Here is a 23,467-nt window from a genome sequence, read left to right on the forward strand (position 1 = left end):
TAAAAAATAGGCGGAATAGTGCTAAGTTCAGAGGTTTTGGCTCGTATCGAAATTTGTGTATAACCGAAAGTTTCGTGCTTCGTAATCGCCTACTTTTCATATACTAAACGTTGTACGCAATTATGGTACGGTAAAGGGACATCCTTTACAAAGTTAAAGGGACATAGTTTACACTTTTAAGATTCATAAATTACTTGAAAAAGTATTTATCATGGTCTGGAAAGCAAAAACTAAAATGGAACAAAAAGTAGAATTTATTCATGAATGGTTAACCGGGAAATATACCATTACAGAACTTTGTAGGTCATTTAATATATCTCGACCTACTGCTTACAAATTGATTTCTCGGTATGAAAAAATGGGACTATCGGGATTAATTGAGCAAAAAAGAGCCCCAATTAATCATCCCAACAGAACCAATCAAAAGGTTGAAAATTCAATCTTAAAATTAAAAAACAAACACATGCTTTGGGGTGCGAAGAAAATTCGGATTTTGTTGTTTAAAGAGTATGCTAAAGAACTTATTCCAAGTGTGGTGACTGTTCACAACATCCTTTCTAAAAATGGCCTAGTTAAACCTCAAAAGCGAAGCAGAAGAGTCAAGCCAGTATTCCCCATTTTCGATCCTAAAAAGTGTAATGAAGTTTGGAGTGCAGACTATAAAGGAAAGTTTTTAATGGGCAATAAAATTTACTGTCATCCACTTACTATAGCCGATTCTAAGAGTAGATTTTTGTTTACAGCAAAAGGGCATTATAAAGAGAACTTCATCTCTGTTAAGCAAGAGTTTACAAAGGTTTTTAGAAAGTATGGCATCCCTAAACAAATACATACAGACAATGGTAGTCCATTTGGATCTGTAGCTGCCATTCAAAGATATACAAGGTTATCTTATTGGTTTATTGAATTGGGAATTGACCCTGTTTATTCCGACCCAGCACGCCCAGACCAAAACGGACGACACGAGCGAATGCACCGTGATTTAAAGGCTGCTTGTGCCAAACCTTCAGCATTTGATCTCAAGGCACAACAACGTAGTTTAAATCGGTTTGTAAAAGAATATAATCACATTAGGCCTCATGAATCTTTAGGAATGAAAACCCCTGCAGATTGCCATGATTTTTCCAATAGACCATACCCTGAAAAAATTCCAAAATATGATTATCATTCAACTATGAAAGTGATGAAAGTATGTCAAAATGGAGCCATGCGGTGGAAGTCATATTATTGGGTATATTTAACTTCTGGACTTAAAGGGAAATATGTCGGTGCTCAAGATCAAGGAAATGGAATTTGGAGAGTATTTTATAGAGACGTATTTTTAGGTTATTTTAACGAAAAAAAAATAAGAGACAAACAAGTATCAATTAGACTAAGTCAGAATCTAGTGTAAAGGATGTGACTTTAACTTTGTAAACTATCTGCCTTAACGAACATTATAACCAAACAATGAAAATACAGTTTTATACAATTATGTTTTTTGTCTTTTTTGTTAGTTGTACCGAGAAAAAAAAATCTAAGCAAGAAGATTCACGAAATGTTGAACACATCACAACAGATGATAAAATTATCGGTGATTTTGACAGAGAAAAATATCCGATATTACAAAACGCTATTCTACTCAAATTAGATGGAAAATTTAACGATGCAATTATTGAATTCAAAAAAGCAGAAGCGGAATATGGTAAGATGATTCCAATATTCTAAAATAGGAGTTTCCTATGACCAAATTGGACAAATAAAAAACGCAGAGTTGGATTTTACTCGATGTCTTAAAATGGATTCGACATATTTACCGGCTCTTTTGAACAGAGGGATAGTTTACGTACATAGTGAGCGAATTGAAAAAGCTTTAGCCGATTTTAATAAATCTATTGAATTAAACCCTACAGAGCCAGCATCTTATCTGAACAGAGCTGTTGCTTATAGAGAATCTGATAAAAATGATTTAGCTTGTTTAGATTTAAAAAAAGCGAAATTACTCGGGATTTCAGAAAAGTATAATTCTGATATGACGGACAAAATGATTGTCGAGCTAAATTGCGGAAAATAACTGCGTACAACAAAGGTAATCGTTGCACAAGCAGTAAAAACCCCCTTTTAAATCAATAATTGACTTGATTTCAACCATTTTAAGAACGGCTGTAATTTAATCTTCTACCTCAATTGAATATTTTTAAAAAGGTTATACCAGCTTATTTTATCCCATATATTGTTAATATTTTGAGTTAAATAGGTTGTAAGTGATTTGGCATCACTTCTTACTACTTTACTGTTAAATTTTAGGTATTTCTTTAAATTATAGGCGATTGCTGATAGGTGCATCACCTTATTAGCTTGTTGTATGCCAACGGTATTTATTTTTCTGAGTCCCATAAATTGGGTAAGTGTACCAAAGACAGGTTCAACTGTACTCTGCCTTTTAGATTTCATATACCGTCCTCGTTTGCTGTTTACCCGTTGGTTATTGCGTTCATATTCTTCTCTATAATACGTTACCGAAAACTTCTTTTCTTGTGCCGTTTTACCTAAACATTGCCTTTTCATTGGACAGGCCCTACATATTTTAGATGATATCCTATATTCCTTCTTCTTGGTGTGGGTTCTGTAATCATTAAATACTTTTTTAAAGGGAACTATCTTGCCGTGTGGGCAAATATAATGGTCGTAAGTTTTGTTATAAATAAACCCTTCTGGACCTCCTTTATAGGTGCCATGTGGCGGTATGTAACTTGTTAAACCTATTTTTTCTAAAAAAGCATAATTTTCTCCCCCGACGCTTCGGGGCTATAACCTGTGTCCGCAACACAGTTTTTCCATATCAAACCTTGTCTGTTTAATCTATTCTTTAATCTTGGTACAATGTCTTGCAAGTATTGGCTATCTTTCTTATCGGCCATATACGCTCTAATATCTGTAATTACATGATGCCCTGTATCAACACTTAATTGGCTCATATAATTTAACTTTCGTGCCTTGCCCGGTTTTACACTTATTTTTGCATCGGGGTCAGTTGGACTATAATGGGTTTTGTTTGAGGTGTATTTACTACCTTTATTACCCGCTCCTGGACGTTGGTCTTGGTCTTTTGACCACTTTTTGTTTCTGCCCTTTATAGCTGTCAGTTCTTGTTTGCTCGCTGATACAGTCTTTTGTGATGGGGTCGCTTTGTTGGTTTTGGCTTTACGTATTGGCTTGTCCTTATCCATCGCACTTAGTTGACGGATTTTTTTTAAATGCTCTTCCAACTCTTCTTCTGGCACTTTCAGTTCTAAACTATCCATGGAAGCATTCGCCTTGACTGGAGCTGAATCTATCGCTTGAGTATGCCCACTTACCATGCCTTTTTCAATACACATCATTAAAACTCTTGTAAATACTTCTTCAAAAATAGCTTCAGGATACAATTGACGAGTTCGACTTATGGTGCTATGCCATGGTAGTTCTTCATCAATATCATAGCCTAAAAAATATAAAATATCTATACGCAAACTACAATGAGATATCAACTGGCGATCGCTGATGATGTTCTCTAAATAACCAACCAAACACCCCCGAGACTTCGGGGAAAAAACACCGTAGGGTCAATGCTCTTTTGACCGCTATCACCATAATAAGAACGCGTCAATTCATAAAGGAAATGCAAGTCCAATGCTTGCTTTAAACGTCTGTAAAAATTCTCGGGGGGAATCCGATCACTCATCAGAAATTGAGTGAACAGTTTTTCTTGATATTTTTTTTTGCCTTGCATAATACAAGATACTAAAAATCACTAACTTGTGCAACAGGCACAACGTATATAATTTATTGCTGGCTTCTCGCCTACTTACGAAAGTCCTCACGGATTTTCTATTCGGTTTTTATTTGCTAAATTACGTGCTTAACCACGCAACAAACCATATACGTATTCCAAGATCAAATCCTAATAAAAAAACACTTATTTTCTTAAGCTGCATGTTGCTGAAGAACCACATAAGGTGTTCCTCTTTTTACAACTGCAAAAGCTCTAGCTATTAGTTTATTTCTAACATTATTTATGGCTAACATTTTATCTTTTCCTTCTGCCAATTTTCTTTTATAATACAGTCTTAATTCGGTGTCATGTTGTATTGCTGATACACTTGCCATACTCAGCAAACTTTTCATTTTTCTATCTCCTAAATAATGACATTGTTTTCTGCGATGTATACTAGTACCTGAGCGATGCTCAAATGGTGCTGTACCACAATAGCTAGAAAAGGCTCGCCAACTAGCAAATCGAGTGAAATTTCCTGTGTGATAAATTAGTTGACATGCAACTACTAAACCAACACCTTTAAGACTGGATAGTAATTCGTAATTCTTGTTCATAGTATCATCTGCTGTGATTATCTCTTTAATTCTATCTTCTATACCTTTTACTTGCTTAGATAAGTAATCTATACTGCGTTTTAAGCTAATACATCCAAAATCTGTTGTTGGACTTGACAATAGTACTTTCATCTCTTTTAAAGTGCCTTTAAGTCCTGCATTGTTTCTTACTAATTGATCTCTTAAAGCTAGTAATCTGCCTAACTCTAAATGAGACATACTCTTTACTGTACTTGGCTGTAACTCTTCTCTGTAAAGCCATGCGTATCTTGCTATAAGTTTGGCGTCTAACTTATCTGTTTTCTCTTTTACAACTCCGCTGGAGCGTTTTATTTTTAATGGACTTTCTTCTACATAAACAATATCTTGACTATGTAAATAAAGTGCTAACTTTAAGGAGTAATAACCTGTATTCTCAAAACAGTAAAAAACCTTGCTTGTTTTTGTCTGTTTCAAAACCCATTTTAATAGTCTTTTATATCCTATTAAATCATTAACAAACTCTTTGTGGACTTGTGCTTGATAACAATAAGCATCAATTGTTTTTTTTGATACATCAATTCCTACTACTTCTTCGTAATTTTTCATATTTTTACAATTAGTGTGAATAAATATGTTGCGTTAACTACTTCCTTTATCGGGAGAATTGTCTCCTGGTATTCCAAATGGTTCTTGGCAACTTGATAGAAAGAGAGGACTCGTACGTGTAAGGGAGCGTTATTCTAAAACACGTTATAGTTCTCCTCTTTTTCTATCTAAAGATATTTATTACAAACTAAAGAAACACGTTGTGTGTAATTAAACGAAACCGACAGGAAACTATGAAAATTGGAGATATATATGACTTCACTAACAATCGGATTCGAATAATAATGTTTGACGATAAAGAAGTGTTTTATCAAACAATTAATGAAGACAATACTTTTGTTTACGCGAAATACAAAACCATAAGTTATTATCGAACACCAAAAGATTATTTTAGAAAAACCTCGAAGTTAATTAAGTCTTTAGCATTTACGGAAAAAGAGTTAGAAATTCATAGGCCGGATTTACCGTTGAGATTGAATTGCTTTTCTGGATTATTTTGGACAAATAAACCCTTCGAAAAAGAAACTGAATTTAATGAATTTCTTGAATCAGCTGATATAAGTCAAGAAGAATTGAAAGGTCTTAAGAGTTCAAAAGTTGTTATATTCCCGAAAAGTCAACAGCAATCCAACAAAAAATCTATTTTATTGGAAAATAAGAATGGTTACTTATCAGGAAAAGAATTAATGATTCAATGTTTTGGAATACAAAGCGAATATGTAAAATCGGAAAAACCATACTTTTCGAGATTTAGATTAATTCCTGATGGACGAGAGGAGAAAAGACTTTCAGGAATTGGAATTTATAGATTAGGAATTAAAGGAAATGTACCTTCCTATTATTTAGGTGGAGAAATAAGTATGATGGAATTGGAATCTGAAAAAAGCCTAATAGTGGAAAAATAACTACACACAACAAAGTACTGTGGTAAAAAACAAGTAAAAATGCATTAATTTTTCACCAAACCACTTCTATGAGCATCATCATATAATAATCCTGATTTTGCAATAGCAAATGCTTGTTTTAATAGCTTATTGCATACGGCAATTAGGGCTAGTTTTTTGCTCTTTCCTTTTGCTACAATTCGTTCATAAATTTCTCGACAAGCTTTGTTGTATTTACAAGCATTAAAACTGCACATAAATAATAAACTCCGTAGCTTTTGATTACCGATTTTACTAATCCGAGGGCGCCCAGTTACACTGCTACCACTCTTTCTAATCACAGGAGTTAACCCAGCATAACTGCAGAGCTCACTGCCGCTTGTAAAACGTTCAAATCCATCTGTAAGAACCACTAGCATTAATGCTGTTTTGTTTCCAATGCCTGGTATACTTTTTAGGCGTGTTAAAACATCTTGGTGCACTTCTTTAACTAATATTATTAGTTTATCCTCTAAGGTTTTGATTTCTTTCTGAACCTGCTTTAAACTGCGTTTTAGAGAACTCACAACCGATTTACTTGGATTTCCTAAAACAGCTTCACCATGTAATTTGTTTTTTAACATGGTACTCTGTTTTGTATATACAGCAAGGAGTCTGGTCATTTGTAGACATTCTGTTTGATGTTTAGAGTTACCCTTCCATAGCTTTAATTCTACTTGTTTTGCATATTCACAAATAAGTTTAGAATCGCTCTTGTCTGTCTTGATCTTAGACAACTTCATCTGTATAAAACGTTTTACTGATAAAGGGTTTTCTACAGAGATTTTGATCCCAGACTCTAATAAATAATAAGCCAATTGATAATGGTAGTACCCTGTGGCTTCCATGACACAATGACTATTAACTTTCAATAGTTTTACAAACTTTTTAAAGCCTGTAGGGTTGTTTTTAAACTGATAATAATTGCCATCAGAATCCGTGACATCGAATACCAAATGACTAATGTCTATTCCAAAATATTTAATATCTTTATTCATAAGAAAATGTTTTTTGAAAGGACCACTGCGCGAGTTTCAACGACTTAAAATCGAGGTCTTAAAGCCTCATAGAACTGTTCGAAATCTGTGTAGAAAAAGAGAGGGGGTTTTTCCCGAAACTTCGGGATTGACGAAGTCTCAAGCTTCTGCGTGTATAATAACCTTACTCCCCTCTTTTGTGCTTTCTTATTTATATGTCTTAATTTAGTGTTTTTATTAAAATGCTAACTTAAGCCGTGTATAATTAATTGCTTGGTTTCTGCCAATTTACGAAAGTCCTCGCGGACTTTCTATCTGTGATTTATTTGCTAACTTTAGTGCTTAAAACACGCAACGAAATCATACACGTATTCCAAGATCAATTCCTAATAAAAAAACACTTATTTTCTTAAGCTGCATGTTGCTGAAGAACCACATAAGGTGTTCCTCTTTTTACAACTGCAAAAGCTCTAGCTATTAGTTTATTTCTAACATTATTTATGGCTAACATTTTATCTTTTCCTTCTGCCAATTTTCTTTTATAATACAGTCTTAATTCGGTGTCATGTTGTATTGCTGATACACTTGCCATACTCAGCAAACTTTTCATTTTTCTATCTCCTAAATAATGACATTGTTTTCTGCGATGTATACTAGTACCTGAGCGATGCTCAAATGGTGCTGTACCACAATAGCTAGAAAAGGCTCGCCAACTAGCAAATCGAGTGAAATTTCCTGTGTGATAAATTAGTTGACATGCAACTACTAAACCAACACCTTTAAGGCTGGATAGTAATTCGTAATTCTTGTTCATAGAATTATCTGCTGTGATTATCTCTTTAATTCTATCTTCTATACCTTTTACTTGCTTAGATAAGTAATCTATACTGCGTTTTAAGCTAATACATCCAAAATCTGTTGTTGGACTTGACAATAGCACTTTCATCTCTTTTAAAGTGCCTTTAAGTCCTGCATTGTTTCTTACTAATTGATTTCTTAAAGCTAGTAATCTGCCTAACTCTAAATGAGACATACTCTTTACTGTACTTGGCTGTAACTCTTCTCTGTAAAGCCATACGTATCTTGCTATAAGTTTGGCGTCTAACTTATCTGTTTTCTCTTTTACAACTCCGCTGGAGCGTTTAATTTTTAATGGACTTTCTTCTACATAAACAATATCTTGACTATGTAAATAAAGTGCTAACTTTAAGGAGTAATAACCTGTATTCTCAAAACAGTAAAAAAAATTGCTTGTTTTTGTCTGTTTCAAAACCCATTTTAATAGTCTTTTATATCCTATTAAATCATTAACAAACTCTTTATGGACTTGTGCTTGATAACAATAAGCATCAATTGTTTTTTTTGATACATCAATTCCTACTACTTCTTCGTAATTTTTCATATTTTTACAATTAGTGTGAATAAATATGTTGCGTTAACTACTTCCTTTATCGGGAGAATTGTCTCCTGGTATTCCAAATGGTTCTTGGCAACTTGATAGAAAGAGAGGACTCGTACGTGTAAAGGAGCGTTATTCTAAAACACGTTATAGTTCTCCTCTTTTTCTATCTAAAGATATTTATTACAAACTAAAGGTTGCGTTAACTACTTCCTTTATCGGGAGAATTGTCTCCTGGTATTCCAATGGTTCTTGGCAACTTGATAGAAAGAGAGGACTCGTACGTGTAAAGGAGCGTTATTCTAAAATACGTTATAGTTCTCCTCTTTTTCTATCTAAAGATATTTATTACAAACTAAAGAAACACGTTGTAAGCCATTAAAAGCATAACGACAGTTAAAACACAGATTTGGAAAAGTTTTAAACTTGAATATAACTCAACTTTGTATTATAATTTTAAAAACAAAGAAAATGAGTGTGTTAAATAAACAAGTTGCTATTGTAACAGGATCTTCAAAAGGAATTGGTGCTGAAATAGCTAAAGTTTTAGCTAAAAATGGAGCTAAAGTAGTGATTAACTATATTGGTGGTAAAGTAGCTGCCGAAAAGATTGTAAAAGAAATCGTTCAAAATGGTTTTGAAGCTATTAGTATTCAAGCAGACATAAGTAAATCAGAAGATGTAAAAAACTTATTTGATACCGCTATTTCACATTTTGGAAAGGTCGATATTCTGGTTAATAATGCGGGAATTATGATGAATTCGCTAATTAAAGATACTACTGATGAAATTTTTGAAAAACAATTTAACGTTAATGTAAAAGGAGTTTTTAATACGTTAAGAGAAGCCTCCACTCAATTAGCAGACAACGGAAGCATCATCAATATTTCTTCTACAGTAACTCGAACAAATTTTCCAACATATGGTATTTACTCAGCTACTAAATCTGCTGTACAACAAATAAGTAGTGTGTTTGCCAAAGAAATAGGTAATAGAGGCATTAATGTAAATTGTGTATTGCCTGGTCCCACTGGAACTGAACTGTTCCTAGAAGGTAAATCGGATGAAACGATTACTCAACTTTCTAACAGTAATGCTTTTAAACGCTTAGGAACACCATCAGACATTGCTAAAATAGTTTCTTTTTTAGCCACAGATGAAGCAAAATGGATTAATGGACAAAATATTGGTGTTAACGGTGGTATGGCTTAACTTTGAAATTATTTAGTATGAATATGGGAAACTTAAAACGAATTTCAAAAATTTCTGACTACCATACTTTTGCAAATCTCTCTGCACCCAAACATCCATTAATAAGTTTAATAGATTTTAGTAAAGTTGAATTTCCTAAAGATTTAAAAGGATTAAAACTCATTCAAGAATATTACACCATAGGGTTAAAACGAAATGTGCCTTATAAATTATTTTACGGACAACAGGAGTACGATTTTAACGAAGGTTTAATGACATTTTTAGCACCCAATCAGGTGATGAGTATGGAAAGAAATCCTAATGTTTTTTTAGACAAAAAATTAAAACCTTCGGGATGGTTACTTTTAATTCATCCCGATTTTTTATGGAATACTGCACTTGCCACATCCATCAAAAAATATGAATATTTTGGCTACGACATTAATGAATCTTTATTTTTATCTGAAGATGAAGAAGAAAGATTCATTGATATTTTTAAAAATATAGAAAAAGAATACCAATCCAATATTGATAAATTCAGTCAAAAAATTATCGTATCTCAATTAGAATTATTGTTAAATTATGCCGAACGCTTTTATGAAAGGCAATTTGTAACTCGTAATAAATCTAGTCATCAACTTTTGGAAAAAGTAGAAACCTTATTATCAACGTATTTCAATCAAAATAACTTAATCGAACTTGGCTTACCTTCTGTTGAAAATCTTTCTAAAGAACTTCACCTTTCCTCAACTTATTTAAGTAGTGTATTGAAATCTTTAACAGGAATGAGTACACAACAACATATACACAACAAACTAATTGAAAAAGCGAAAGAAGAACTTTCTACAACCACTTTATCTATAAATGAAATAGCTTATAATTTAGGGTTTGAATATCCAACATCTTTTAATAAACTTTTTAAGAGTAAGACCGAAATGTCTCCTATGGAATTTAGAAAAACATTTAATTGATAATTAGAAGTGCCTAATTTTAGTGAAATGAGAACAGACAAGCAACATATAACAAGTAAAAGAATAGATGTTCCATCAGAATTTCAGTCTTTTTTTTCTCATTTTTACAGCGCTCAAAACAACACAAATCAAGCAATAACAAAAACATTACTACCTAACTTTCAAACTATTATGGTTTTTAGTTTTGGTACTCCTATTCACTTTAATACCGTTAACAATACCCAAATAAATTTAGAAAAGTGTATTGTTTTAGGGCCTATAAAACAGCCTTTCGACTACACTTTATCATCTGGTGCAGAAATGTTAGTTGTCCATTTTAAGAATGATGCTTTTTATCGATTCTTTAGTAAAGTAATAATATCAGATCTTTTACCTATAAATCCTGATGCTCTTTTGAATCAAAATTGTTTTACAAATCTGTGGCATTTAATTAAAAATGAAGCTACAAACAACCGCATAAATTTGATGTTAGATTTTTGTAAACCTTATTTAAAAAGTAGTGAAACTGCTTTTGAAAATTTTCAAAAACACAAAGATTATTATACCGTTTTTAATCCAATAAAGATGATTGCTCAAGAAACGAATCAAAGTGAAAGGACAATACAATTAAACCATAAAAAATATTTTGGCTATACTGCTAAAGAAAAAAGCAGGTACGAAAGATTTATTCAAGCCATTGAACTTTTACAAAATCAAACATCAAAAATAGATTGGTTCGAAATAATAGAAACTTGTGGCTATTATGATCAAAGTCAGTTGATACACGACTTTAAACATTTTACTAATTATTCCCCAAATCAATATCTAAAATTCCAACAGAATGTTTGCAGTGCAAAATAATCATTTCGTTTTCTTACAATTTTAGCAGAAAGTACTCCTCTACATTTGTTCTATCAAACTTTAAAAAAATATAGAACAATGAAACATCTTATAATTTATGCGCATCCAAATAAGGCGAGTTTAAATCATCATTTTAAACAAACTATAGTAGATATATTAACACGACACAATCACGATGTTATTGTTAGAGATTTGTATCATCTAAATTTTAATCCTATCCTTTCTTTAAATGACATGGCAGGACAACGTAAAGGTGAAGTTTCACAGGATGTAAAACAGGAGCAAGATTTTATTTCTTGGGCAGACACTATTACATTGATCTATCCAATTTGGTGGACAGGAATGCCTGCGATTATGAAAGGATATATTGACCGCGTTTTTTCTTATGGTTTTGCTTACCGTTACGACCAAGGAATACAAAAAGGATTACTATCTGGTAAGCGAATTTTTGTTATTAACACCCAAGGAAAATCCAAAATAGAGTACAAAGAAACAGGTATGGATCAGGCACTATGCTTAACTTCTGATAAAGGAATTTTTTCATATTGTGGTTTGCTAATTAAGCAGCATTTCTTTTTTGATAAAGCTGATATAGCAGACCAAGGAAGAGTTAAGGATTGGACTGTTGAAATAGCTAAATCCTATTTAAAAAGTATTTAAAATGATTTCTGTTTTTAAAACAAACATTTCAACTAAGGAAAAGATAAGATATGCAACGCCAACCATTGATAACATTACTGAAATACAAAATTGGAATTTTGATATTGAAGACTGCGATTATATTTTACGAATTGAAAGTGAGAACTCCATTTCAAAAATAATCATTCATGAATTAAAAAAAATAGGTTTTAAATGTCTTGAATTAGAATAAGAAACAAAGATCTATCGTTGTGGAATAAAACGGCTTGCAACAATAGTAATCGTTGCACAAGCAGTAAAAAACACTCTTTTAAATCAATAATTGACTTGATTTCAACCATTTTATGAACTGCTGTGATTTTATCTTTTACCTCATTTCAATATTATTAAAGAGGTTATACTAGATTATTTCACCCCATATATTGTTAATATTTTGAGTTAAATAAGTTGTAAGTGAGTTGGCTTCACTTCTTACAACTTTACTGATAAATTTTAGGTATTTCTTTAAATTATATCGATCGCTGATAGGTGCATTACCTTATTAGCTTGTTGTATGCCAATAGTATTTATTTTTCTGAGTCCCATAAATTGGGTAAGTGTACCAAAGACGGGTTCAACTGTACTCTGCCTTTTAGATTTCATATACCGTCCTCGTTTGCTGTTTACCCGTTGGTTATTGCGTTCATATTCTTCTCTATAATTCGTTACCGAAAACTTCTTTTCTTGTGCCGTTTTACCTAAACATTGCCTTTTCATTGGACAGGCCCTACATATTTTAGATGATATCCTATATTCCTTCTTCTTCTTGGTGTGGGTTCTGTAATCATTAAATACTTTTTTAAAGGGAACTATCTTGCCGTGTGGACAAACATAATGGTCGTAAGTTTTGTTATAAATAAACCCTTCTGGACCTCCTTTATAGGTGCGATGTGGCGGTATGTAACTTGTTAAACCTATTTTTTCTAAAAAAGCATAATTTTCTCCCCCGACGCTTCGGGGCTATAACCTGTGTCCGCAACACAGTTTTTCCATATCAAACCTTGTCTGTTTAATCTATTCTTTAATCTTGGTACAATGTCTTGCAAGTATTGGCTATCGTTTTTATCGGCCATATACGCTCTAATATCTGTAATTACATGATGCCCAGTATCAACACTTAATTGGCTCATATAATTTAACTTTCGTGCCTTGCCCGGTTTTACACTTATTTTTGCATCGGGATCAGTTGGACTATAATGGGTTTTGTTTGAGGTGTATTTACTGCCTTTATTACCCGCTCCTGGACGTTGGTCTTGGTTTTTTGACCATTTTTTGTTTCTGCCCTTTATAGCTGTCAGTTCTTGTTTACTCGCTGATACAGTCTTTTGTGATGGGGTCGCTTTGTTGGTTTTGGCTTTACGTATTGGCTTGTCCTTATCCATCGCACTTAGTTGACGGATTTTTTTTAAATGCTCTTCAAACTCTTCTTCTGGCACTTTCAGTTCTAAACTATCCATGGAAGCATTCGCCTTGACAGGAGCAGAATCTATCGCTTGCGTATGACCACTTACCATGCCTTTTTCAATACACATCATTAAAACTCTTGTAAATACTTCTTCAAAAATAGCTTCAGGATACAATTGACGAGTTCGACTTATGGTGCTATGCCATGGTAGTTCTTCATCAATATCATAGCCTAAAAAATATAAAATATCTATACGCAAACTACAATGAGATATCAACTGGCGATCGCTGATGATGTTCTCTAAATAACCAACCAAACACCCCGAGACTTCGGGGAAAAAACACCGTAGGGTCAATGCTCTTTTGACCGCTTTCTCCATAATAAGAACGCGTCAATTCATAAAGGAAATGCAAGTCCAATGCTTGCTTTAAACGTCTGTAAAAATTCTCGGGGGAACCCGATCACTCATCAGAAATTGAGTGAACAGTTTTTCTTGATATTTTTTTTTGCCTTGCATAATACAAGATACTAAAAATCAATAACTTGTGCAACAGGCACAATATATAGAAGCAATAGCGGTTCGTGTGCAAATTCGAATCATTTTTGCTTTTAATTAAGTATATTCCTTTCAGAAAGTAAGTGGACTTTAACTCGCTACTGCTCTTATACTAACCGTTGTGGGCAATGCAGGTACGGTAAAGGGACATCCTTTACAAAGTTAAAGGGACATAGTTTACACTTTTAAGATTCATAAATTACTTGAAAAAGTATTTATCATGGTCTGGAAAGCAAAAACTAAAATGGAACAAAAAGTAGAATTTATTCATGAATGGTTAACCGGGAAATATACCATTACAGAACTTTGTAGGTCATTTAATATATCTCGACCTACTGCTTACAAATTGATTTCTCGGTATGAAAAAATGGGACTATCGGGATTAATTGAGCAAAAAAGAGCCCCAATTAATCATCCCAACAGAACCAATCAAAAGGTTGAAAATTCAATCTTAAAATTAAAAAACAAACACATGCTTTGGGGTGCGAAGAAAATTCGGATTTTGTTGTTTAAAGAGTATGCTAAAGAACTTATTCCAAGTGTGGTGACTGTTCACAACATCCTTTCTAAAAATGGCCTAGTTAAACCTCAAAAGCGAAGCAGAAGAGTCAAGCCAGTATTCCCCATTTTCGATCCTAAAAAGTGTAATGAAGTTTGGAGTGCAGACTATAAAGGAAAGTTTTTAATGGGCAATAAAATTTACTGTCATCCACTTACTATAGCCGATTCTAAGAGTAGATTTTTGTTTACAGCAAAAGGGCATTATAAAGAGAACTTCATCTCTGTTAAGCAAGAGTTTACAAAGGTTTTTAGAAAGTATGGCATCCCTAAACAAATACATACAGACAATGGTAGTCCATTTGGATCTGTAGCTGCCATTCAAAGATATACAAGGTTATCTTATTGGTTTATTGAATTGGGAATTGACCCTGTTTATTCCGACCCAGCACGCCCAGACCAAAACGGACGACACGAGCGAATGCACCGTGATTTAAAGGCTGCTTGTGCCAAACCTTCAGCATTTGATCTCAAGGCACAACAACGTAGTTTAAATCGGTTTGTAAAAGAATATAATCACATTAGGCCTCATGAATCTTTAGGAATGAAAACCCCTGCAGATTGCCATGATTTTTCCAATAGACCATACCCTGAAAAAATTCCAAAATATGATTATCATTCAACTATGAAAGTGATGAAAGTATGTCAAAATGGAGCCATGCGGTGGAAGTCATATTATTGGGTATATTTAACTTCTGGACTTAAAGGGAAATATGTCGGTGCTCAAGATCAAGGAAATGGAATTTGGAGAGTATTTTATAGAGACGTATTTTTAGGTTATTTTAACGAAAAAAAAATAAGAGACAAACAAGTATCAATTAGACTAAGTCAGAATCTAGTGTAAAGGATGTGACTTTAACTTTGTAAACTATCTGCCTTAACGAACATGCAAAAAACTACGAACATTCATTACAAAGCCCAGTTAGAACACAATTTGCGTTTTGGACTTCATAACCACTAGGAACGTTATACACAACAGGTACTTTTAAACACTCAATCGAGTCACACGTCAAACAACGAAAATGAAAATGATGCTGAATAATTTCTGGTTGATTCTCACATTTTTTACAAATGGCAAAGTACTGTTTCCCGTCTTCTGCAATAATTTTATGCACTAAATCATCCTCACAAAATCTATTCAATACTCTGTATATAGTAGCTCTGTTGATTTTAATATCCAATTGTTTTTCAATAGCATCCTGACTCAATGCTTTTTTTGAATTTGAAAGTAAATTTAAAACAGCTTCTTTTGTTGGTGTATTTCTTCGATTCATATATTATTGCGAATTTGTTGCAATAATACAAAAAGATTGTATATTTGTCAAAAACACTATTGCGACTATATCGCAATAAACTGTTTATAAAATGACAAGAAGAGAAATAATAAAACTTTTTGGAGTATCAGGTTTAGTACTTACAATACAACAACCTTTATCACTCTTTACCCAATACAATAACAAAATGGAGAAAAAAAATTTTGAAGTAATTATAATAGGTGGAAGTTATGCTGGACTTTCATCAGCAATGGCATTAGGACGTTCATTGAGAAATACATTAATAATAGATGCTGGTAAACCTTGTAATAAGCAAACACCACATTCCCATAACTTTCTAACTCAAGATGGTAGTACTCCAAAAGAAATTTCTGAAATTGCCAAAAATCAAGTAACAAAATACAACAGTGTCAAGTTTTATAATGGACTTGCAGTTAGTGGAAAAAGAAGTAAAAGCGGATTTGAAATCACTACTTCAAAAGGTGATGTTTTTACAGCAAAAAAACTAGTTATTGCTACAGGAATTAAAGACCTAATGCCAAATATAAATGGTTTTTTGCAATGTTGGGGAATATCTGTCGTTCATTGCCCATATTGTCACGGTTATGAAATAAGAAACAAGAAAACAGCTATCATTGCGAATGGAGAAAGAGCTTTTCACCTTGCTTCTTTAGTAAATAATTTAACAAAAGAAATAACGATAATCACTTTAGGAACAAAAGACTTTGAAGAAAATCAACTCGAAAAAATAAAACGGTACAATATAAAAATTGTGGAAAAAGAAATTTCTGAAATAGAACATCAAAATGGACAATTAGAAAAAATCGTGTTCAAAGATGGAAGTACAGAGAATTTTGAATGTGCCTACGCTTCTATTCCTTTTGAACAAAACTCAAATATCCCCAAAGAGTTAGGTTGTGAACTTACAGAAAACGGACACATTAAAGTAAATTTTATGCAAAAAACCACAGAAGAAGGCATTTTTGCTTGTGGTGACAACAGTACAATGATGCGTTCTGTTGCCATAGCAGTTTCTAGTGGTAACATTTCAGGGGCAGTTATTAATAATGAACTTACACAAGAGAGCTTTTAATATGGTTGAAGTATTTATAACTAATGTAAAATCAGTGTGTCTCTCACAAGAAATACTGAAACTTTTAGAGAAAAGTTTTCCAACTCTAAAAATCAATTTCGACTTGGAAGATTTTAACAAGCCATATCCTTGTGGTCATTCCATTTTAAGAATTGAAGGAAAAGTAATTGACCCAAAATCAATAATTCAATATCTTAAAAGTAAAGGAATTAAATGTGAATTATTAAAAGATAAAATTTGTGTATAAATATGACAGAATTTTGGGAAACAGCTTTTAATGATAAGCAAGAATTGTGGGGAATGAACCCTTCACAATCTGCTAAATTCACAAAGAATTTCTTTGTAGAAAATACTATAAAGAACATTTTAATTCCAGGAATTGGATATGGACGGAATGCACAACCATTTATCGAAAGTGGTATAAATGTTAACGGAATTGAAATTTCAAAAACAGCTATTGAGCTCGCAAGAAAACATTACGGTAGTGATATGAATATTTTTCACGGTTCGGTAACTGAAATGCCTTTTGATAACAAAAAGTATGACGGAATTTTCTGCTATGGACTTATTCATTTATTAAATAGTGAAGGTAGAAAAAAGTTAATCCAAGACTGCTACAACCAACTGACTGAAAATGGATTTATGGTTTTTACTGCTATAACAATAAATGCACCACAATATGGACAAGGTGAATTAATAAGTAAAGACCGTTACGAAATTCATAAAGGAGCAAAAATATTTTATTACGACAATGAATCGGTCAAAACAGAATTTGAGAAATACGGACTTTTTGAAATCACTGAAGTGGACGAAAATCAGCCAATGTATTTGATTAAATGTAAGAAAGAATAAAAACACTGCCCACAACAAAGTACTGTGGTAAAAAACAAGTAAAACTTCATTAATTTTTCACTAAAGTACTTCTATAAGCATCATCATATATTAATCCTGATTTAGCAATGGCAAAAGCCTGTTTTAATAATTTATTACACACTGCAATTAAGGCTAGTTTCTTACTCTTTCCTTTGGCAACTATTCGCTCATAAAGATCTCTACAAGCCTTGTTACATTTACAAGCATTAAAACTGCACATAAACAATAAATTTCTCAGCTTCTGATTCCCTATTTTACTAATTCGAGGTCGTCCATTTACACTGCTTCCACTTTGTCTAATTACGGGAGTTAAGCCTGCGTAACTACATAATTCACTTGCACTTGTAAAACGATCAAATCCACCTGTTAAAACCACTAACATAATAGCTGTTTTTGGTCCAATACCTGGAATGGTTTTTAAACGTGTTAAGAGATTTTGATGAACTATCTTTACTAAATCCAATAGTTTATCTTCTAAGGTTTTTATCTCTTTTTTAAGCTGCTTTAAACTACGATTTAAAGATGATACAACAATTTTACTTGGATTACCTAAAACGTCTTCTCCATGTAATTTGTTTTTTATCATAGTACTCTGTTTCGTATATACAGAAAGGGCTCTGACGATTTGTAGACATTCTATTTCATTCTTAGAATTACCTTACCAAAGCTTTAATTCAACCTGCTGAGCATAATCACATATAAGTTTTGAATCACTTTTATCTGTCTTGATTTTAGACAATTTCATCTGTATAAATCGTTTTACCGATAAAGGGTTTTCTACAGACACTTTTATACCAGATTCTAGCAAATGATACGCTAATTGATAATGGTAATAACCTGTTGCTTCCATAACACAATGACTATTATCATTTAAGAGCTTTGTGAACTTTTTAAAGCCAAATTCATTGTTTTTAAACTGATAGTAATTACCATCAGAATCGGTAACATCGAAAACTAAATGACTGATGTCATTTAGTCCAAAATATTTAATATCTTTATTCATAATAAAAAATATTTTTTGAAGGGACATACTACGCGAGTTTCAACGACTTAAAATCGAGGTCTTAAAGCCTCATAGAACTGTACGAAATCTGTGTAGAAAAGAGAGGGGATTATTCCCGAAGCGTCGGGATTGACGAAGTCTCAAGCTTCTGCGTGTATAATAACCTTATTCCTCTCTTTTGTCTTTTCTGATTTATGCTTAAATTTAATGAATTGTAAACTTAAGATGTGTATATTGCATAGCTACCCTTCGGGATAGCTACGACAACATACACGGAACGTTGTAAGCCATTTAAAAAAAAACACAAACTAAAATATAAATGTCAATAACAAAAGAATCAGAATTAATCGGAATGAAAAAAATTAGTGAAGTTGTTGGAACTACACTAAAATTAATGAGAGAATACGCTAAAGTTGGAATGTCAACTAAAGAACTAGATGAATATGGAGGTGAAATTTTAAAGGGTTATGGAGCTAAATCTGCACCTTATGAAACTTATGGATTCCCTGGTTTCTCGTGTATAAGTGTAAATAAAGAAGCTGCTCACGGAATACCATCAAAGAATAAAATATTAAAAGAAGGAGATTTAATTAATATTGATGTATCAGCAGAATTAAATGGTTTTTGGTCTGATAATGGTGGTTCTTTTGTACTTGGAAAAGACATTCATAATCATCAACCTCTTGTAGATGCTTCTAAAAATATTTTACACAAAGCAATAATCAATATCAAAGGCGGAGTGAGAATTTCTGAAATAGGGTATTTAATAGAAACAGAAGCTAAAAAGTCAGGATTTAAAGTAATTAAAAATTTGGCTGGTCACGGAGTTGGTAGAAGTTTACACGAAAAACCTGAGAATATCTTAAACTATAGAGTTAAAAGTAACAGAGAACGATTTAAGAAAAATACAACGGTAGCAATAGAAACATTTATTTCAACAAAATCTACTGTTGCTGTAGAATTAAATGATGGTTGGACTTTAGTTGGCAACAAGGGTGGGTATGTAACCCAACACGAACAAACAATATTAATCACAGATAAAACTCCTATAATTTTAACTGAATCAAATGGGGTGTGGAATTAAAAACGATTAAAAATAATATACTAAGCTAGTTAGCATAAAAATCTAATTATTATTATAATGTTTGCGCCAATTTGAATGAAATTTTTTTGAGTTTGATTATGAATAAAGAACAAACATTAGAAGATTTATATGCTTATGGAGATAAAAGGAGCCCAACTAATTTAAAAAAGGGGATAGGCCATTTTAACGTATTTCAACTTGATGATTTTATGGGGGAGAATTCAGAACCTCTTTTATTTAATCGAAGAATATATTTTAAAGTAACGCTAATAATTGGGAAAACCCGAGTGCATTATGCCGATAAAGTGATTGATATTGAAAAACAAGCACTAGTATTTTCTAATCCACAAATTCCATATAGTTGGGAGTCGATGAGTGATAAACAATCGGGGGTTTTCTGTGTATTCACCGAAAGTTTTTTTCAACAATTTGGTATATTAAGTGAGTATCCTGTTTTTCAACCAAATGGTAACCCAGTGTATAATTTGAGTGAAGAACAGGCGAAATATTTTCAACAAATATTTCAAAAAATGTTTACCGAAATTAATTCTGATTACATCTATAAGTATGATGTACTAAAAAACATTGTTATTGAAGTGCTCCATTCAGCAATGAAACTACAACCGGATGAACTTTTTGTAAATCATCAATCTACAAACGGATCAGAAAGGATATCTTCTTTATTTATGGAATTACTGGAACGACAATTTCCTATAGAAAATGTTAATCATCAAATAGAACTCCGCTCTGCATCTACATATGCAAATCGATTAAATATTCATATTAATCATTTAAATAGAGTACTAAAAGAAACTTTACAGCAAACAACTAGTGATATTATTGCAAATAGAATTTTAAAGGAAGCAAAAATACTCTTAATACATACAAATTGGAATATATCACAAATAGGATTTTGTCTTGGCTTTGATGAGATATCGAATTTTTCAAACTTCTTTAAAAAACATATAGGCGTATCGCCAACCAATTTTAGAAAACAAATGATTGTTTGAATTTAATAAAAACCTGTTTGAAGCTCATAACATATTCTTGCTATTGAATGGCATCTTTGTACTGTTCAATAATTAAAAAAGATTAGATTATGAAAAATGTTAAAACAGCACTTATAACTGGTGCAAACAAAGGGATTGGGTTTGAAACAGCCAAACAATTGGCAGCGCTTGGCTACAATGTATATTTAGGAAGCCGAAATAAAATAAATGGGTTAAAGGCTGTTAAAGAATTAAATAAACTAGGATTTACGGATGTTGATACTTTAGAAATTGATGTCACTAACAAAAAATCAATTCAAAAAGCAAAAGAAGAACTAAAAACTAAAATTTCTCATCTTGATGTTTTGGTAAATAATGCTGGTATTGCAGGTGAAGTTTCTAATTTACCATCAATAGATTCTATTGATAATATCCGAAATGTTCTTGAAACTAATTTTTTTGGAGCAGTACAAGTAACACAACATTTTCTTGAACTTTTATATAAATCAAATGCACCAAGAATAGTCAATGTTTCAAGTGAGTTAGGCTCGCTAACTTTGCAGAGTGATCCTGAATGGGAGTTTTATCCGTATAAAGTATTTGCGTATAACACTTCAAAAACAGCTTTAAATTCATTAACGGTTATGTTAGCTCACGAATTTAAAGATAGCACTCTCAAAATTAACAGTGTAGCCCCAGGATATACAGCAACTGATTTGACCAATTTTGAAGGAGAAAGAACTCCTAATATGGGAGCTGCAGTAATTGTTAAATATGCTACACTTGATACAAGCGGACCAACTGGAAAATTTTTTAATGAAGAAGGAGAGGTTCACTGGTAATGGCTAAATTTATATTTATCCTATTTGTTAATAACTAAAATAGTTTTGGTACTCTACCAAACGTTTTGAGTTCTTAATTCCGTACAAATTATAAACTAACTGTTAATTGTAATCCAAAAACAAACATCCATAATTAAATAACTTCTTATTCTTGATTTTTATTGATTACTTTGCAAATCCTACTAATTAGTATCTTTTATGACAAAAGCATCAAATACCCGACATAATATTCTTGAGAAAGCATTTGACTTAATTTATAAGAAAGGCTACCAAACTACTAGTATTGACGAGATTATAGCAACAACAAAAGTAACAAAAGGAGCTTTTTACTATCATTTCAAAACAAAAGATGAAATGGGCATTGCTATTATCAACGAAATTGTTAAACCTATAATGCAAAAATCTGTTATTTTCCCCTTACAAAATACAGAAAACCCAATTGAGGAAATTTATTTCATGACCAAATCTCTATTATTAGAAAATAATTTTTTAAAACTTGAATATGGATGTCCGGCAGGTAATTTAACACAAGAAATGACTCCATGGAATTCCGAATTCACAAAAGTACTTAAAGAATTAATTATCGAATGGCAAACTACAATTGAGAATAATGTAAAAAAGGGAATTGAAAATGGTAAAGTCCGTAGCGATATAAACCCAAAACAAGTTGCCTATTTTATTATATCAAGCTATTGGGGGATCAGAAACTTTGGAAAAATCACAAACAACAAGGATTGTTATAACTCTTATTTAGAAGAGCTTAAAATTTATTTAAGTAATCTTAATTAATAATCACTAAACAAAACATACTAATTGGTATGTTTTATTATCTTTGCATCATTATTTAATAAAATACTGATGTACCAAACACTCATATTTCTCCATTCTTTTGTACGTTGGCTCGTATTAATAAGTCTTGTTTATTCAATTTATAGAGCTACTAGGGGTTACTTCCAAAATTTTAAATTTTCAAAACTAGACAATCTTGTAAGGCATTGGACTGCAACAATAGCCCACACACAACTTTTAATAGGTATTATTCTCTATACACAGAGTCCAATCATAAAATACTTTTGGGCAAACTTTGATAAGTCTCTAAAGAACATTGACACAACATTTTTTAGCTTGGTACATATAATTCTAATGTTATTCGCAATTATAATCTTGACAGTTGGTTCTGCCTTAACAAAGCGAAAATTAACGGACAAAGAAAAATTCAAAACAATGTTAATTTGGTTTTCGATTGCGCTATTAATCATTTTTATAGCAATTCCTTGGCCATTTTCCCCTATTGCAAGTAGACCTTATATCAGATAATTATGAAAAATTTATTTAAAACAAAAATCGGTAGGCTAAGAATTATCGGCTTCCTAGAAGGTATTTCACTTTTGGTTCTTGTATTTATTGCTATGCCAATGAAATATTATTTTGATAATCCATCCTTAACCAAATCATTAGGACCTATACATGGAGCAATATTTCTGCTTTTTCTCATAAACACATTAAGTGTTGGTGTTGAACAAAACTGGAAATTTAGAAAAACAACTTGGAAAGTTATTTTAGCTTGTTTCATTCCTTTTGGAACATTTTATATTGATAAGAAAATTTTGAGTCACCTATAAAATTCACCTAGTAATGATATCAATTTTTAAAACAAGTGTAAAAAGAAAATCCGAAATAAAATTATTAAAACCTCACCTTGATGAATTGCTCTGTAAATCTAGATGGAATTTTGATCTTGAAGATTCTGATAACATTTTAAGAATAGAAAGCGAAAATTGTTCAGAAAGAAAAGTTGTAGAATTATTAGAAGGATTGAATTTTAAATGTGTAGAACTAGAATAATAACAGAATGAAAGAATGATAACTAGTA

Annotated in this window: 24 protein-coding genes and 3 pseudogenes; 20 read left to right on the forward strand and 7 right to left on the reverse strand. The window is 32.1% G+C overall.

The annotated features are described in order from the left end of the window. Positions 1-211: 211 nt before the first annotated feature. The 3 genes from FF125_RS02420 (at position 212) to FF125_RS02430 (ending at position 2,053) form a co-directional block, all read left to right on the forward strand. Entirely contained in the window at positions 212-1,393 is a 1,182-nt protein-coding gene (locus tag FF125_RS02420) for an integrase core domain-containing protein (RefSeq protein WP_138948285.1), read from the forward strand. Positions 1,394-1,449: 56 nt separating this feature from the next. After that, on the forward strand, positions 1,450-1,707 hold the full coding sequence (locus FF125_RS02425; RefSeq protein ID WP_138948286.1) for a hypothetical protein: 258 nt from the start codon (positions 1,450-1,452) through the stop codon (positions 1,705-1,707). 70 nt (positions 1,708-1,777) lie between these two features. Beyond that, positions 1,778-2,053 (forward strand): tetratricopeptide repeat protein, encoded by a 276-nt coding sequence (locus FF125_RS02430; RefSeq protein WP_138952365.1) that lies wholly within the window; start codon positions 1,778-1,780, stop codon positions 2,051-2,053. A gap of 191 nt (positions 2,054-2,244) precedes the next feature. On the opposite strand, the pseudogene FF125_RS22340 reads toward FF125_RS02430, so the two are convergent. Further along, positions 2,245-3,751: pseudogene (locus FF125_RS22340) on the reverse strand (IS1182 family transposase); the annotation flags it as partial. Between the two features lie 194 nt (positions 3,752-3,945). After that, positions 3,946-4,938, reverse strand: a complete 993-nt coding sequence (locus tag FF125_RS02440) for an IS110 family RNA-guided transposase (protein ID WP_138948287.1) — start codon at positions 4,936-4,938, stop codon at positions 3,946-3,948. Between the two features lie 233 nt (positions 4,939-5,171). Between FF125_RS02440 and FF125_RS02445 the strand changes: the two genes are divergently transcribed. Next, entirely contained in the window at positions 5,172-5,843 is a 672-nt protein-coding gene (locus FF125_RS02445) for a hypothetical protein (RefSeq protein WP_138948288.1), read from the forward strand. A gap of 44 nt (positions 5,844-5,887) precedes the next feature. On the opposite strand, the gene FF125_RS02450 is transcribed toward FF125_RS02445, so the two are convergent. Further along, positions 5,888-6,859 carry an IS110 family RNA-guided transposase gene (locus tag FF125_RS02450; RefSeq protein ID WP_138948289.1) on the reverse strand — a complete coding sequence of 324 codons (972 nt, stop codon included), beginning with the start codon at positions 6,857-6,859 and terminating at the stop codon, positions 5,888-5,890. Positions 6,860-7,247: 388 nt separating this feature from the next. Then, on the reverse strand, positions 7,248-8,240 hold the full coding sequence (locus tag FF125_RS02455) for an IS110 family RNA-guided transposase (RefSeq protein WP_138948290.1): 993 nt from the start codon (positions 8,238-8,240) through the stop codon (positions 7,248-7,250). A 58-nt stretch (positions 8,241-8,298) separates the two neighbouring features. Between FF125_RS02455 and FF125_RS02460 the strand changes: the two genes are divergently transcribed. The 6 genes from FF125_RS02460 (at position 8,299) to FF125_RS02485 (ending at position 12,110) form a co-directional block, all read left to right on the forward strand. Further along, positions 8,299-8,619 carry a hypothetical protein gene (locus FF125_RS02460; protein WP_138948291.1) on the forward strand — a complete coding sequence of 107 codons (321 nt, stop codon included), beginning with the start codon at positions 8,299-8,301 and terminating at the stop codon, positions 8,617-8,619. Between the two features lie 89 nt (positions 8,620-8,708). Next, on the forward strand, positions 8,709-9,449 hold the full coding sequence (locus FF125_RS02465; protein WP_138948292.1) for an SDR family oxidoreductase: 741 nt from the start codon (positions 8,709-8,711) through the stop codon (positions 9,447-9,449). Positions 9,450-9,472: 23 nt separating this feature from the next. Next, positions 9,473-10,399 (forward strand): helix-turn-helix domain-containing protein, encoded by a 927-nt coding sequence (locus FF125_RS02470; protein ID WP_138948293.1) that lies wholly within the window; start codon positions 9,473-9,475, stop codon positions 10,397-10,399. 27 nt (positions 10,400-10,426) lie between these two features. Then, positions 10,427-11,239, forward strand: a complete 813-nt coding sequence (locus FF125_RS02475; protein WP_138948294.1) for a helix-turn-helix domain-containing protein — start codon at positions 10,427-10,429, stop codon at positions 11,237-11,239. A 78-nt stretch (positions 11,240-11,317) separates the two neighbouring features. Continuing rightward, positions 11,318-11,899 carry an NAD(P)H-dependent oxidoreductase gene (locus FF125_RS02480; RefSeq protein ID WP_138948295.1) on the forward strand — a complete coding sequence of 194 codons (582 nt, stop codon included), beginning with the start codon at positions 11,318-11,320 and terminating at the stop codon, positions 11,897-11,899. 1 nt (position 11,900) lies between these two features. Beyond that, positions 11,901-12,110: a hypothetical protein gene (locus tag FF125_RS02485; RefSeq protein ID WP_138948296.1), complete on the forward strand. Its 210-nt coding sequence runs from the start codon at positions 11,901-11,903 to the stop codon at positions 12,108-12,110. A gap of 222 nt (positions 12,111-12,332) precedes the next feature. Here the strand turns inward: FF125_RS02485 and FF125_RS22345 are convergent. After that, positions 12,333-13,839 (reverse strand): annotated as a pseudogene (locus FF125_RS22345) (IS1182 family transposase); the annotation flags it as partial. A gap of 259 nt (positions 13,840-14,098) precedes the next feature. Between FF125_RS22345 and FF125_RS02495 the strand changes: the two are divergent. Further along, entirely contained in the window at positions 14,099-15,280 is a 1,182-nt protein-coding gene (locus FF125_RS02495; protein ID WP_138948285.1) for an integrase core domain-containing protein, read from the forward strand. A gap of 52 nt (positions 15,281-15,332) precedes the next feature. Here the strand turns inward: FF125_RS02495 and FF125_RS02500 are convergent, their stop codons facing one another. Then, positions 15,333-15,710 (reverse strand): Fur family transcriptional regulator, encoded by a 378-nt coding sequence (locus tag FF125_RS02500; protein WP_138948297.1) that lies wholly within the window; start codon positions 15,708-15,710, stop codon positions 15,333-15,335. A gap of 91 nt (positions 15,711-15,801) precedes the next feature. Here FF125_RS02500 and FF125_RS02505 point away from each other — a divergent pair, with 91 nt between their 5' ends. Genes FF125_RS02505 through FF125_RS02515 form a run of 3 tightly spaced genes read left to right on the forward strand, consistent with a single transcriptional unit; the run spans position 15,802 to position 17,655 of the window. Continuing rightward, positions 15,802-16,803, forward strand: a complete 1,002-nt coding sequence (locus FF125_RS02505) for an NAD(P)/FAD-dependent oxidoreductase (protein ID WP_138948298.1) — start codon at positions 15,802-15,804, stop codon at positions 16,801-16,803. Beyond that, positions 16,778-17,050: a hypothetical protein gene (locus tag FF125_RS02510; protein WP_138948299.1), complete on the forward strand. Its 273-nt coding sequence runs from the start codon at positions 16,778-16,780 to the stop codon at positions 17,048-17,050. Before FF125_RS02505 ends, FF125_RS02510 begins: the two co-directional genes overlap by 26 nt. A gap of 2 nt (positions 17,051-17,052) precedes the next feature. Next, a complete protein-coding gene (locus FF125_RS02515) occupies positions 17,053-17,655 on the forward strand; it encodes a class I SAM-dependent methyltransferase (RefSeq protein ID WP_138948300.1) in 603 nt (200 codons plus the stop codon). A gap of 49 nt (positions 17,656-17,704) precedes the next feature. Here FF125_RS02515 and FF125_RS02520 read toward each other — a convergent pair. Beyond that, positions 17,705-18,679 (reverse strand): annotated as a pseudogene (locus FF125_RS02520) (IS110 family RNA-guided transposase). Positions 18,680-18,998: 319 nt separating this feature from the next. On the opposite strand from FF125_RS02520, the gene map reads away from it, so the two are divergent. From map to FF125_RS02555, 6 genes are all read left to right on the forward strand, one after another. After that, on the forward strand, positions 18,999-19,763 hold the full coding sequence (map, locus tag FF125_RS02525) for a type I methionyl aminopeptidase (RefSeq protein ID WP_138948301.1): 765 nt from the start codon (positions 18,999-19,001) through the stop codon (positions 19,761-19,763). A 98-nt stretch (positions 19,764-19,861) separates the two neighbouring features. Further along, entirely contained in the window at positions 19,862-20,773 is a 912-nt protein-coding gene (locus FF125_RS02530) for a helix-turn-helix domain-containing protein (protein WP_138948302.1), read from the forward strand. Positions 20,774-20,862: 89 nt separating this feature from the next. After that, complete coding sequence (locus tag FF125_RS02535) at positions 20,863-21,594, forward strand: SDR family oxidoreductase (protein WP_138948303.1); 732 nt, start codon at positions 20,863-20,865, stop codon at positions 21,592-21,594. A 198-nt stretch (positions 21,595-21,792) separates the two neighbouring features. Then, on the forward strand, positions 21,793-22,383 hold the full coding sequence (locus FF125_RS02540; protein ID WP_138948304.1) for a TetR/AcrR family transcriptional regulator: 591 nt from the start codon (positions 21,793-21,795) through the stop codon (positions 22,381-22,383). 530 nt (positions 22,384-22,913) lie between these two features. After that, complete coding sequence (locus FF125_RS02550; protein WP_138948306.1) at positions 22,914-23,216, forward strand: DUF3817 domain-containing protein; 303 nt, start codon at positions 22,914-22,916, stop codon at positions 23,214-23,216. A gap of 13 nt (positions 23,217-23,229) precedes the next feature. Then, positions 23,230-23,439 (forward strand): hypothetical protein, encoded by a 210-nt coding sequence (locus FF125_RS02555; RefSeq protein ID WP_138948307.1) that lies wholly within the window; start codon positions 23,230-23,232, stop codon positions 23,437-23,439. The last annotated feature ends 28 nt before the right edge of the window (positions 23,440-23,467 follow it).

It is taken from the genome of Aureibaculum algae (assembly GCF_006065315.1).
Lineage (GTDB): Bacteria > Bacteroidota > Bacteroidia > Flavobacteriales > Flavobacteriaceae > Aureibaculum > Aureibaculum algae.